The sequence below is a fragment of the Flavobacterium sp. GL_143 genome, from assembly GCF_057834355.1.
Genome location: NZ_CM174401.1, coordinates 2527656 through 2540309 on the forward strand (window position 1 = coordinate 2527656; position 12654 = coordinate 2540309).

At 32.8% G+C, this 12654-nt stretch carries 12 protein-coding genes; 1 reads left to right on the plus strand and 11 read right to left on the minus strand.

Translation table 11 applies throughout. The features are described 5' to 3' along the window. Nucleotides 1–178: 178 nt before the first annotated feature. The 3 genes from pafA to AC3IPI_RS11165 all read right to left on the minus strand — a co-directional run bounded on the left by pafA (nucleotide 179) and on the right by AC3IPI_RS11165 (nucleotide 3475). Complete coding sequence (pafA, locus tag AC3IPI_RS11155; protein WP_039115526.1) at nucleotides 179–1801, minus strand: alkaline phosphatase PafA; 1623 nt, start codon at nucleotides 1799–1801, stop codon at nucleotides 179–181. Nucleotides 1802–1926: 125 nt separating this feature from the next. Next, nucleotides 1927–2394 carry a DUF1456 family protein gene (locus tag AC3IPI_RS11160; RefSeq protein ID WP_039115525.1) on the minus strand — a complete coding sequence of 156 codons (468 nt, stop codon included), beginning with the start codon at nucleotides 2392–2394 and terminating at the stop codon, nucleotides 1927–1929. A gap of 70 nt (nucleotides 2395–2464) precedes the next feature. Continuing rightward, nucleotides 2465–3475 carry a dipeptide epimerase gene (locus AC3IPI_RS11165; RefSeq protein WP_489159054.1) on the minus strand — a complete coding sequence of 337 codons (1011 nt, stop codon included), beginning with the start codon at nucleotides 3473–3475 and terminating at the stop codon, nucleotides 2465–2467. A gap of 50 nt (nucleotides 3476–3525) precedes the next feature. On the opposite strand from AC3IPI_RS11165, the gene AC3IPI_RS11170 reads away from it, so the two are divergent. Next, complete coding sequence (locus tag AC3IPI_RS11170; protein ID WP_346425754.1) at nucleotides 3526–3936, plus strand: excinuclease ABC subunit B; 411 nt, start codon at nucleotides 3526–3528, stop codon at nucleotides 3934–3936. Here the strand turns inward: AC3IPI_RS11170 and uvrB are convergent. The 8 genes from uvrB to AC3IPI_RS11210 all read right to left on the minus strand — a co-directional run bounded on the left by uvrB (nucleotide 3933) and on the right by AC3IPI_RS11210 (nucleotide 12598). Beyond that, the gene (gene uvrB / locus AC3IPI_RS11175) at nucleotides 3933–5924 is read right to left on the minus strand and encodes an excinuclease ABC subunit UvrB (protein WP_039115520.1); all 1992 of its coding nucleotides are present in this window, start codon (nucleotides 5922–5924) and stop codon (nucleotides 3933–3935) included. The genes AC3IPI_RS11170 and uvrB overlap by 4 nt on opposite strands. 879 nt (nucleotides 5925–6803) lie before the next feature. After that, on the minus strand, nucleotides 6804–7742 hold the full coding sequence (locus tag AC3IPI_RS11180; protein ID WP_489159057.1) for an alpha/beta fold hydrolase: 939 nt from the start codon (nucleotides 7740–7742) through the stop codon (nucleotides 6804–6806). A gap of 88 nt (nucleotides 7743–7830) precedes the next feature. Further along, nucleotides 7831–8001: a hypothetical protein gene (locus AC3IPI_RS11185; protein WP_489159059.1), complete on the minus strand. Its 171-nt coding sequence runs from the start codon at nucleotides 7999–8001 to the stop codon at nucleotides 7831–7833. 205 nt (nucleotides 8002–8206) lie between these two features. Continuing rightward, nucleotides 8207–9169 (minus strand): 23S rRNA (adenine(1618)-N(6))-methyltransferase RlmF, encoded by a 963-nt coding sequence (gene rlmF, locus AC3IPI_RS11190; RefSeq protein WP_039115516.1) that lies wholly within the window; start codon nucleotides 9167–9169, stop codon nucleotides 8207–8209. A gap of 189 nt (nucleotides 9170–9358) precedes the next feature. Then, nucleotides 9359–10021, minus strand: a complete 663-nt coding sequence (locus tag AC3IPI_RS11195) for a thiamine diphosphokinase (RefSeq protein ID WP_323491003.1) — start codon at nucleotides 10019–10021, stop codon at nucleotides 9359–9361. A gap of 635 nt (nucleotides 10022–10656) precedes the next feature. Continuing rightward, nucleotides 10657–11115 (minus strand): RidA family protein, encoded by a 459-nt coding sequence (locus tag AC3IPI_RS11200; RefSeq protein ID WP_489159061.1) that lies wholly within the window; start codon nucleotides 11113–11115, stop codon nucleotides 10657–10659. 140 nt (nucleotides 11116–11255) lie between these two features. Continuing rightward, a complete protein-coding gene (locus AC3IPI_RS11205; RefSeq protein ID WP_489159063.1) occupies nucleotides 11256–11738 on the minus strand; it encodes a GyrI-like domain-containing protein in 483 nt (160 codons plus the stop codon). Between the two features lie 38 nt (nucleotides 11739–11776). Further along, on the minus strand, nucleotides 11777–12598 hold the full coding sequence (locus tag AC3IPI_RS11210; protein ID WP_489159065.1) for a DUF4249 domain-containing protein: 822 nt from the start codon (nucleotides 12596–12598) through the stop codon (nucleotides 11777–11779). Between the last annotated feature and the right edge of the window lie 56 nt (nucleotides 12599–12654).

Sequence of the window (12654 nt, forward strand, 5' to 3'; positions counted from 1 at the left end):
TTTGCAAAGTTTAAAAAGAGTCTATAAATGAATATAAAATAAAGGAGTAAAATGTCTTTAATGGAGGTGTGTGATATAAAAAGTAGCAATTTAGCCGAAGTAATAAAGGGAACTATTGTATAGCAAAAAGGGCTGTATTTATATAAATACAGCCCTTTTTTAGGATTAAGAAAAAAGATTATTTTTTCTCTTTGTCTAAAACTTCTTCCAGAACATTTGCTTCTGTTCCGTTCGGGAACGTTACTTTTATTTTCTGAGCAATTGTTGGTGCAATTTGAGTAATCGTTTTCTTGTTGTATGATTCCCCTTTTTTAATATGCCAACCGTAAAAAATTGCTGGAACGTGTGTGTCATATGTATATGGTGTTCCGTGAGAAGTTCCCGTTCCCATATATTCGATATAACCTGGTTTGTCTAATACAATTAAATCCCCGTTTTGAGTTACATCATATCCTTTTACAATAAAGTTTAAGTAGTAATCATTACCTGTAGCATTTAAAATGTCTTCTTCGGTATATACTCTTTTTACGTAATCCTGAGCCATTAAATAATCTTTAAAAGCTTGTTTGACTTTCACAAAATCAAATTTTTTGTTTTTGATTATTTCTTTATTGAAGAATAAGTTGAAGCTAGAATAGTTTAAAACTAAATCCTGACCAAACGTCTTTACAGAAAAATCAGTTAGGTTTTTACGGATATCTTTAGGGCTAATACTATTTACATTGTACTTACGATCTTTAAGGTAATTTACATTTTCTGCTCCGGCATGATCAGCTGTCAAGAAAAGTAAATAATTATCTTTACCAACAGTTTTATCTAGATAAGCTAAAAAGTCGGCTATAGTTTGATCTAAACGTAAATAAGTATCTTGTAACTCCATAGAACGTGGTCCTAATAAATGCCCAACGTAATCTGTAGATGAGAAACTAACCGTTAAGAAATCTGTAATATTATCTTTTCCTAATTCTTCTTTTTCGATTGCTTTTTTAGCAAATTCGGCTAATAAGTCATTTCCAAATGGAGTAGAACGAATAACTCCAGCGTCATTTTTATCATACATTTCTTTTAAGTTGTATGGAAAAACTGGTGCTGCACTATTGTATAATTTTCCTTCGTAAGGATTGTTGTCTGGTAAACTCTCGTTGTAAGTAGCAACTGGTTTATATAAATCCCAACCTTTGTTTATGTATGGTAAAAAATGTTTTTCGCTATTAAATTGTGTAACCCAATCAGGTAGTTTATCTCCATAAAAAGTACTAGAAATAAATGAACCTGTTTTGCTATACCAAAAAGCCCAATTAGCAAAGTGACCAGCTGGTAAAATTGCACCACGATCTTTAAGACTTACACCAATTACTTTTCCTTCAAAATTGGTAGCCATTCTTAACTCATCGGTAATAGTTGTGCTCAATAAGTTTTTTGGAGACATTTCGCCTTCTTCCTTTGTACCATCGCCTACAGTTACTACACCAGCATCATCAGTACAGTACATTTGTTTTCCTAATTTTCGGCTAAACCATTCATTACTTACAATTCCGTGTGTTGCAGGAGTTGTTCCTGTGTAAATAGATGCATGTCCAGGAGCAGTGTAAGTAGGCATGTAATTGTAATGCATGTTCTGAAACGTGTATCCATTATTCATAAGCCTTTTGAAACCATTAGGAGTAAAGTCATCAGAGAAGCGATAGAGATATTCCATCTTCATTTGATCCACAACAATTCCAACTACTAGTTTTGGACGCTCTTGTGCATTTATTTGGGTAACGAATACAAATGCTAAAAATAAAATAAGTCTTTTCATGTTTTAATATCTAATTTTAAACAAAAATACAGATTCAAATTCAAAAAGAATTCAGAATTGAGATTGAAAACACAAAAATGGTTTCACTTTAACATAATGGCATAAAAAAAATCCTAAGTGTGAGCTTAGGATTTTTTGTTTTTACCGAAGTTGAATTTTACTTTTTCAACTACTTGTATTTTTGGAGTAGACTTACTATTATTCTTTTTAAAAGGCTTTTTTGCACCAGTTCCAGATTTAGATGGCCTTTGATCTCCTCTGGCACTTTCTTCATCTTTTGGTTTAGCTTTAAATTCTGGTCTTTCCTTTGTGCTATCTTTAGCAGGAATTTCTGCTTTGTGTTTAGCTAAAACCTCATTAGGGTTTTTAGGATTTTCTTTTGTTCCTCTTAAATGAATTACCAATCCGTTTAAGAAGTTACGCAATACCTGATCGCCACACTCCATATAGTTCTCATGGTCTTCGGCTCTAAAAAAAGCGCCCAACTCTGATTTTGAAATTCTAAAATCTACCAATTCTAATATTTCAACTATTTGGTCGTCACGGAGCATTAAGGCTACGCGTAGTTTTTTTAGGATATCGTTATTTGTCATCGTTTAATTTTTTACAAAGGTACGTTTTAAAAGTAATTCAATAGTCACTTTCCTTATATTGAAATTACGATTAATATAAGATAACTCCCGTTCCGTTACCTTCGGCATATTTTATTTCTCCATTTTGTATTATAACGCCACTTGCAATATCTTTTTCTAATAGCAAAGCACCGTCCATATCTACATAATCGAGTTCTGGTAATAAATGAGCAATTGCAGAAATTCCAACAGTAGATTCGGTCATACAACCTATCATTGTTTTTAATCCTAATTGTTTTGCTTCGTGTAGCATTCGTCGTCCGGGTGTGATACCACCACATTTCATTAATTTTATATTTACACCATGAAAATGATTATGGCACTTAGCAATATCACTTTCTATAATACAACTTTCATCGGCTACAATTGGCAACACCGAATGTTTAAAAACTTCTCGATGTCCTTCCCAATCATCAGCTTTGAGAGGTTGCTCCAGAAATTCGACTCCTAGTTTTTTTAGTTCAATGGCATTTTTAATAGTTTCATCAACATTCCAACCACAATTGGCATCAATCCTAAAAACAGCATTACTGTGTTTTCTTAATTCAGTTACTATGGCGATATCCTCTGGAGTTCCTAACTTAATTTTATAAATAGGCCATGGGAGTTCTTTCATTTTTGAAACCATTTTTTCGATAGAATCAATTCCGATAGTATAATTGGTCAGTGGATTATTTTCGATAGTATAATTCCATAATTGATATAGCTTCTTACCTTGTTTTCTAGCATACCAATCATTATAAGCATTGTCTAATGCACATAATGCAAATTTATTTTCTTGTAATAATGGATTTATTTTTGTCCAAAATTCTTCGGGAGTTTCATTGTCGATAGTTTCAATTATCGGTCTGATTTTCTCGATATCATTTTCTAGTATCGGAATTGTAATATTATAATATGGATTGGATGTTGCTTCGCCAAAACCTGAAAATCCGTCTTTTTTTAATTCGACAATTACCGTTGGTTGGTAATCAATTGTTTTTCTTGAAATCCTAAATGTGTGTTTTAATTTAAGATCGTATGCTCTGATAATTAATTGCATTTCTGATGTTTTTGTATTTTAAATTTAAAAACAATATTTTAGCTAAAAATATGAATTTGATGAATACGGATGCCGAAAAAATAAGTTTACTTTTAGAAATGATTTCTTTCTCGACTGTTGATGGAGAATTACATAAGAGGGAATTTGATTTTTTGTCGCTAGTTGCTCAGGAATTAAATATTGACGAAGTAACTTTTAAGGATTTGTTTCATCAGGAAGTTCCTCCTGTTGTTATAAAATCGGAGTTTCAGCGCATTCAGCAATTTTATAGATTGGCTTTAATCATGCATTGCGACGGAATATTGCATAGTAAAGAGGCTGCTGCAATACAGCAAATTTCTATCGATATGGGATTGAATCCTATAGCAACTAAACGTATTTTAAATTTAATGAAGAATGCACCGAATGCGATGATTGACCCTGAGATATTATTGAAAATTTTCCAGGAACAACACAATTAAGCCAATTGTTCTTGTAGCTTTTTAATATCGTCACGCAATTTTGCCGCCTGAAGAAAGTCTAATTCTTTAGCTGCTTTCTCCATCGATTTACGCTTTTCACGTATCATTTTCTCTAATTCGGCTTTGGATAAATAAGCAGTATCAGGTTCGGCTGCTACACTTAGGGTATGACCTAATTCATACTCTACCAATGGATTTTTGGTAAAAGCACTATCGATTTTTTTATTTAATGCTTGTGGAGTTATATTATTCTCGAGGTTGTAATTAATTTGTTTTGTACGACGATAATTGGTTTCATCAATGGTTTTCTGCATACTTGCCGTAATTTTATCAGCATACATAATTGCTTTTCCGTTGAGGTTTCTCGCCGCACGACCAATAGTTTGAGTTAATGATCTATGGCTACGCAAAAATCCTTCTTTGTCGGCATCAAGAATTGCTACTAAAGAAACTTCGGGTAAATCCAAACCTTCACGTAGTAAGTTTACTCCAATTAAAACATCAAAAATTCCTTTTCGTAAATCTTGCATGATCTCGATACGTTCCAGGGTATCTACATCGGAGTGAATGTAACGACAACGAATACTTACTTTGGTCAAGTATTTGGCTAATTCTTCGGCCATTCTTTTGGTTAATGTTGTAACCAAAACGCGTTCATCTAACTCGCAACGAATCTGAATTTCTTCGATTAAATCATCAATTTGATTTAAACTAGGACGAATTTCGATAATTGGATCTAATAATCCTGTAGGTCGAATGACTTGTTCTACAACTACACCATCTGTTTTTTGTAATTCATAATCTGCCGGAGTAGCCGAAACATAAATTACCTGATTTTGCATAGCTTCAAATTCTTCGAATTTTAAAGGGCGGTTGTCCATTGCCGCAGGTAAACGGAAACCATATTCTACAAGGTTTTCTTTACGGCTTCTATCTCCTCCATACATGGCATGAACCTGAGATATGGTTACGTGACTTTCATCGACTACCATTAAATAATCATCGGGAAAATAATCTAATAAACAGAACGGTCTTGTTCCTGCTTCTCTTCCGTCTAGATAACGAGAATAATTTTCGATACCTGAACAATAACCTAACTCGCGAATCATTTCTAAATCAAAATTGGTACGTTCTTCAAGACGTTTGGCTTCAAGATGTTTTCCTATTTCTTTAAAATAATCAACTTGTTTTACCAAGTCTTGCTGTATTTGCCAAATCGCTCCTTGTAATACATCTGGAGATGTTACAAACATATTGGCTGGATAAATAGTTAGTTTATTGTATTTCTCGATTACTTGAGAAGTTTTTATATCAAATGATTCAATTTCTTCGATTTCATCTCCAAAAAAGTGAATTCTAAATCCATCATCGGCATAACTAGGATATACCTCAACAGTATCTCCTTTTATTCTAAAACTTCCGGGATTAAAATCGGCTTCGGTTCTGGAATATAAACTTTGTACCAGACTATGTAATAATTTGGTTCTCGAAATAACCTGATCTTTTTCTATCGCAATAACATTCTTTTGGAATTCTACTGGATTTCCGATACCGTATAAACAAGAAACGGAAGCTACAACTAATATGTCGCGTCGCCCTGAGAGTAGGGAAGATGTTGTGCTTAAACGCATTTTTTCCAACTCTTCGTTTATAGATAAATCTTTCTCGATAAATACTCCAGTTACTGGCATAAATGCTTCTGGCTGGTAATAATCATAGTAAGAAACGAAATATTCTACGGCGTTGTTTGGAAAGAATTGTTTGAATTCTGAATATAATTGTGCTGCTAATGTTTTATTGTGTGCCAAAACCAAAGTTGGCTTTTGTACTTCCTGAATAACATTGGCAACTGTAAATGTTTTTCCTGAACCAGTTACTCCAAGGAGAGTCTGGTATTTTTCGCCATCAATTATACCTTGGGTCAATTTTTCGATTGCTTGCGGTTGATCTCCTTTTGGGCTATAATCTGAGACTACTTGAAAATTCATTTATTTAATTTAGAATTGTTGGGATTGTAAAGTTACAAAGTAAAATCTTAAATTGAAATTTGTGGATTAAAAAAGGTTCTGAGTTGCAAAGGTCCAAAGGTTTTAATCTTTATAATTCTATGCGAAAGGAACGCGGATGAAACGGATTCGCTAAGGCGAAAACACGGATTAAACAGATTTTATATCTATTGATTTTTTAAAATCCGTTTTTAATCCGCGTCTTTACTTTTGTAAATCCGTTTCATCAGTGTTCCTTTATAGACAATTTAAGTTCATAGGTCTAGAGAAAGTTCGCAAAGGTTTACGCAATCCCGAAGCGCAATGTCATTAAGTTAAGCTTTTTTAGCTAATTATAGTTAATTATTTTCTGTACAAACATTGTCTAAAAGGGAACGCGGATGAAACGGATTCGCTAAGGCGAAAACACGGATTTTTTCTCGTCCCAATCCTGAAGCTTCGGAGTCAGAAGTCAATCTTTGCTTCTTTTAAAAAAAACTCAAAAAGCTTAACTTAATGACATTGCCCGAAGCGTCGGGAGCAAAGTTTTTTAATCCTTAATAATTCTATCTAACACTTTTTAAGAGAAGTCCCAGAGGGACGCAATATTTATAGAAATATCATTTTTTTCAAAAGAACCCCATCGGGGTGGCATATTTAGTAATCAGAAGATAGCTATCCATATCGCTCCGCTGGAGCTTTACAACTAATATGTACTATTGGCTATAAACATTATGCTCCTCTGGAGCTTATATATAGTATTTACTCCATGTGGTTTTTACAAGATTATTAAAGAATAGTTAATAACACTTTTTTAATGTTTCAAAACTTTTAATCTTTATAATCTCTGGCTAAAAAAATCAAGAGTTTCTAGCGTTAAAACTATTTTAAGAAGTCAATCATTAGTTTGTTTACTTTTTCAGATTGATCGATACTTAAAAAATGTCCTGCATTTTCGATAGTTTCGGTTTTACTATTACTCAATAATTCTTTGGCTCTAATTATACTTTCGTCTGAATTAATTACATCATGATCTCCTATAAGGACCAAAACAGGAATGGTTATTTTTTTTAAATCTTCATCAGAGAATGGTTGCATTTGCAAAAAACTAGTGTTTGATTTTGCATATTTATTAGCTAGATAAAATTGCTTTTTATAAATAGGGTCTATTTTTTCGGGATAATAAGAAAAGGTTTCTAGCGTCTTTTTTAATTTTTTCTCATTTGGAAAAATTTTCAGAAAGAATGCCGATGATGCTTTTCTCATTTTATCGATGTTCTTAAATGTTTGTGCCGGACTTATTAAAACCAGTTTGTTGATTTTACTTTCTTTTTGAGTTGCTAATAATGTAGCAATCCAACCACCACGGGATGCACCAATTACATCAAAGTTTTTTAGTTTGTAATGAGTAAAAATCTCATTGTACCAAATAACAATTTCGTCGCTTGTGAGGGATTTTTTGGGAGCTTGAGATTTTCCTGCTTCTATTAAAAAGTCTATTGCGTAAACCCGATGATTTTTTGATAATGCTTTAATATTAGGAAACCACATTGTCGAGCTGGCGTCCATTCCGTGAAGTAATACTAAATCTTTGCCGTCTTTTGGACCAGTCACAATTATATGAGCTGTGCCATAACTGGTTTCGATATTTTCTTCCTGATAAGGAATACCCCAAAGTTTTAATGCAGCATTATAAGAATTGATGTATTCTTTTCTTTCGCTTTTTGTTTTGAAAACATAATTGTCAATCTTTTTTTCTTTTGTTGCGCTACAACTTGTGAATAAAAGAATTGCAATAACTTTTAAAAATAATTTCGGCATAGGAGTTATGTTCAATTAAGATTAAAAGTACTAAAAAGCTGATGATTATAGTATCAGCTTTTTACTTATATCTATCATAATTACAATGTTACTTCTTTTTCCATTGCTCGATCTTATCTTTAATCTCGTTGTGAGAATAAGATTTTTTGAATTCAATATCTTGTTCTGCAATCTTAAGTTCTTCGTTATATTGTCCAGAATAACTTTTAAATGAAGTATTTCGACTGTCTAAAATGTTTTTAAGTTCAAGAGTATTCATAACAATGCATTGGGTGTAATTGATGAAATTTTATTTAACACATAGAAACATAGGTTTTTAGGTGTGAAAAAGAAAGCAAAAAAGAAATACATTTCCTTCGCATAGTTGGCTCTGTGTATTTTGAATAAGTGAAACGCCTTTATTTAGAGCGCAAAATCTATGTTTCTATGTGTTAGAATTATTTATGGCAACGGATTATTATAATTTAAAGTTCGCTTTTAAAACTCCATTTACCTTGTTGTGCTTCGGTAAGGAAAGACCATGCTACAATACGACTTGTTTTCTGACCTTGTGCCATATCGATTGTTTTTACAATTGAAGCATTTACTTTATTTAATGTTTTATAGATACTCGACAGGTTTTCTCTTTTAGATACTAATGTAGTAAACCATAAACATTGCATTGGATATTTGGCACTTTCGTAAATCATTTGCGTTATAAATCCAATTTCTCCTCCATCGCACCATAGTTCGGCATTATGACCTCCGAAGTTTAAAACGGGCGCTGCTTTTCTATTTGCTTTTGGATTTAGATTTGTTACTTTTCGAACTGCACTTTTATTAGCTTCTTCTGACGAAGAATGAAATGGTGGATTGCAAATCGTGAATGTAAATTTATCTTCGGGTGTAATTATATTTTTGAATATAAAACGTGATTCTGTTTGTTGTTGTAAACTGATAACATCAATTAGCCTAGGATTGGCTTCGATTATTTTGCTGCAATTCTCGATTGCTTTTTCATCAATATCGGTTCCGACAAAACTCCATCCGTAAGCAGCATTTCCTAATATTGGATAGATACAATTGGCACCAACACCTATATCTAAACCTAAAATGGCTTCTCCTTCTGGAATAACTCCATTATTTGTGGTGGCTAATAAATCGGCCAGGTAATGAATATAATCGACTCTTCCTGGAATGGGTGGGCAAAGATAATTTTTAGGGATATCCCAGTTTTGTATGTCGTAATAATGAATTAATAATGCTTTGTTAAGCGATTTTACAGCTTCGGGATTACTAAAATCAATTGTTTCGATATCATGCTCGTTTATAACGACGTGCTTCTTTAATTCGGGACAATCTGTGATTAGTTGTTCAAAATCATAGCGCAAACGATGCGGGTTTCTAGGATGCAGACTTGTTTTCTCGGGGCTATTTGTAGTTTTCATCATTCTTAATTTCGGTGCAAAGGTACGTAATCCTAATTTGTAAATAAGGGAAGTATTTCTTATGAAATGATTTGGCCTAGCCCTGATGGAAACGACATCCTTTTTCTGGCTCCTTTAGACAGAAAAAGATATAGTGTACAGCAGGAAATTGCTCCTTATACTTTTGCTTAATTCAGTAGAGTAAGGAAATTAATCCATGCATTCCATTAGCAATAAATCGCCGTCGGAATGGGTAATTGTAACAATTCCGTCTTTGGCAACGGAATTACTGCTACCTGTTCTATAGCCTATCGTTAAGGTGTCATTTTGTAACGGATATACCAAATTATCTGAAAAGATTCCGTTTACGACTCCAATCGGTATGAGCGAAATAGGTGTGTTGGCGGTATACCATTTTTCGAATTTATTAGGTAATAAAAATATTTTGGAATGGTCGTCGAGGATTACAATCTTGAGTAAGTTTCGATAGCGAACTATATTGGTAAGATTTGTAATGGTATGATCAGCTCTTTTTCCTGTTGCCCAAACTACATTTGCAGCAGGAATTTTACGTTCGATTAAGTAATCAAATGCTTTTTCTAAGTCGGTTTTGTCCTGATCTGGAGTATGTACAATCTCTATAGGATATTGTGTTGTTTTATATTTTTCGGGGTCGAATCCGCGATCGAAATCCCCCAAAAGAACATCGACTTTTATTCCTAACTTAACTACGCGCTCTATAGCCGAATCTAATACGATTACCAAAGGTGACCATTCTAATAATTGTCCTAATAACTCGGGATTACAGGCAGCGCCATTGGCAATGATTAATGCAGGTTCTTGGTCGTCGCGTACGATATGGTGTGAGGACATTTATAGGATGGATTTATAATGTGCTGCAAATGTACGAAAGTAAAAAGTAAATGTTTTTCTACAATTAAGAGATTAAGGGAGTTTTTTTACCATTAAGGGATTAAGTTTTTTTCAGCCACAGATTATAAAGATTAAAAGGATTATTTATGTTGTCTAAAAGTTGTAGCGATTTTGTTTTTTACCATTAAGAGATTAAGTTTCTTTAGCCACAGATATAAAGATTAAAAGGATTATTTATGTTGTCTAAAAGTTGTAGCGATTTTGTTTTTTACCATTAAGAGATTAAGTTTCTTTAGCCACAGATATAAAGATTAAAAGGATTATTTATGTTGTCTAAAATTTGCAGCGATTTTGTTTTTTACCATTATGAGATTAAGTTTCTTTAGCCACAGATTATAAAGATTAAAAGAATTATTTATGTTGTCTAAAAGTTGCAGTGATTTTTTTTACCATATAAGTTATTTAAGGAAATATAAGTTTGTGCAGTTTTCCTTAAATGAACTTACATAACTTATATGGTTAGCTTTTTTTTCAAAGATTATAGAGATTTGAAATCTGTTTGATCTGCGTGCAAGTCATTCAATCTTGAAAGTATTCTTAAATTAAGCTTAATTTCTTAATGGTAGAAAAAAGTTTTATTTTTTTGCCCTGTAAGCTACAGCATCGACTTCTATTTGCATTCCGTCGAGGGCTAATTTGGGAACGGGAATTAATGTGCTTGCTGGAAATGGTTTGTTTTTCCATACTTTACTGATTTCTTCATTCCAGATTTTTAGTTTTTCTTCTGAATGGTCTACAATCAGAATGGTAATCTTCATGATATTCTCTGGTTTTAGATTGTAACTATCCAGAACTGTTATAATATTCTTTAATGCTGCTTGAGTTTGTTCTCTAAAACTGTTACTCAGAAGATGTTCTTTGCCTAATCCGCCGCTTTGTCCTGATATAAAAACGAGTTCGCCTGGGGTAGAAACCGATGATGCATGACTAAACCCGTATGGTGCGGGATTGAATAATGATTCAGGATTTTTAAAAGTTTGTGCTTTTGCATTAATTGCACAAAGTGAAAATAAGGTAAGAAGTATTTGTTTCATGTCTTGAAATTTGAATTAATTATTGGCAAAGGTTGCTCAATTCTAATTCCTAAACATTTACATATGTTGAGAGGTGATATTTTTTTTCAGAGTAATGTATAAAAAAATGCTCTCGTAATGGAGAGCAATTTTTATTGGTTTTAGTTTTTATGTTTAATCGGAATCCAAATTTCCTCTTCGGATGTTGGGTCTTCGTGTTTGTATTTTTCGCCCATTACGGCAAAGTGCGGTCTGTTCTCTAATACATATTCGGACTTAGGTAACCAATCGGTAAAAATGTATTGATAGGTTTCGTTGCCATTACTCGCAGGTCCTTTATGTATGAAAACAGCATAAAGCCCGTTTGGTATTATGAGAGTTTCCATATCCTGAGGAACAGAAAGAAAATCTGTTACTTCGATGCCTGCCCATTTTTCGAATTCATTACTCGGATTGAAATTAAGAAAATGTGTTTCGGGATAAATTTCAATAGAATATAATTCTGAACCGATATTGTTTTTTATCTCTTTTCGGTTTGGCATAAATTCTTGCCATAGCTCTTTTGTTCTATTGGCAGTGAAAGATGTTGTTATTCGTCTTCCAACGATTTTCTTTTCGGTTAAATTTTCTATTCTTGGTTTCATATAAAATCTTCAATCTATTTAAAGGTGCATCAAAGATATTACTTAATGGTATATTTTTCGACTACAACTTCGCTAAGTGAAAAATAGCCTAATGGAAAGTTAACTTTGTCATTTATATTTATAATATTGCCTCTTATGGCAGCCGGAGGAGATTGAAAAGGGATACGACCCCCATCCCCAGCAAGGCTTGCCATTATAATCATATAATTATAATAATTCTGCGATATGCCTAAATGAGATATTTGGACCTCATCACCTGGTTTTAAATCTTCATTGTTTGAAAGACTAAAAAATTCATTTCCTTGAAAAAAACGATCTTCCTCGGCAGAGTAGCTTATTGTAGCCTGATTAGAGTACACATACGTATAAAAATAATAATTGGCTTCGTTAGGAGGGTCGTTAAAATAGGCTCTTATTTCAATTTTATCTTTGGTAAGACCACCATTGTCGTATTGTATTATTTTTGTTATTGGTACTATTGACTTTAAAGTTTCTGTTGCACTATATACTTTTCCATTGTTTATAATTGTTAGCTCATATGTTTCGTTAACGACAGGTTCAAAATCGGAACAGACGTATTGCCCGGTTTTAGGTATTTCTGTAAAATAATATCTTTTGTTCATACTATTTTTTACGTAAATCGTCGCATCAGAAACTACAGGGATTTCATTATTATAATAATCTGTAGTTGTAGTTAATTTAATCATTTGTAGATTTCCTTTAGTTCCTTTAGTCCAATTAATAGCGGCTTCAATAACTAATTTTGGTTTCTGAGTATCTAGGTCAACATTTATAACTTCTTCACAACTTATAAGAAACTGTGCTGATAAAAATAGGATTAAGAGTGTGATTTTTTTCATGAGTAATGAATATTTGTTTAATAGAATTGATTATCAAGATTCTATATTGATATATG

Bases quoted from the DNA above. Each gene is read 5' to 3' on its own strand.
- AC3IPI_RS11210 (WP_489159065.1), bottom strand. From the start codon at position 12,598: ATGAAAAAAATCACACTCTTAATCCTATTTTTATCAGCACAGTTTCTT.
- AC3IPI_RS11160 (WP_039115525.1), bottom strand. From the start codon at position 2,394: ATGACAAATAACGATATCCTAAAAAAACTACGCGTAGCCTTAATGCTC.
- AC3IPI_RS11165 (WP_489159054.1), bottom strand. From the start codon at position 3,475: ATGCAATTAATTATCAGAGCATACGATCTTAAATTAAAACACACATTT.
- uvrB (WP_039115520.1), bottom strand. From the start codon at position 5,924: ATGAATTTTCAAGTAGTCTCAGATTATAGCCCAAAAGGAGATCAACCG.
- AC3IPI_RS11195 (WP_323491003.1), bottom strand. From the start codon at position 10,021: ATGTCCTCACACCATATCGTACGCGACGACCAAGAACCTGCATTAATC.
- pafA (WP_039115526.1), bottom strand. From the start codon at position 1,801: ATGAAAAGACTTATTTTATTTTTAGCATTTGTATTCGTTACCCAAATA.
- rlmF (WP_039115516.1), bottom strand. From the start codon at position 9,169: ATGAAAACTACAAATAGCCCCGAGAAAACAAGTCTGCATCCTAGAAAC.
- AC3IPI_RS11170 (WP_346425754.1), top strand. From the start codon at position 3,526: ATGAATTTGATGAATACGGATGCCGAAAAAATAAGTTTACTTTTAGAA.
- AC3IPI_RS11205 (WP_489159063.1), bottom strand. From the start codon at position 11,738: ATGAAACCAAGAATAGAAAATTTAACCGAAAAGAAAATCGTTGGAAGA.
- AC3IPI_RS11180 (WP_489159057.1), bottom strand. From the start codon at position 7,742: ATGCCGAAATTATTTTTAAAAGTTATTGCAATTCTTTTATTCACAAGT.
- AC3IPI_RS11185 (WP_489159059.1), bottom strand. From the start codon at position 8,001: ATGAATACTCTTGAACTTAAAAACATTTTAGACAGTCGAAATACTTCA.
- AC3IPI_RS11200 (WP_489159061.1), bottom strand. From the start codon at position 11,115: ATGAAACAAATACTTCTTACCTTATTTTCACTTTGTGCAATTAATGCA.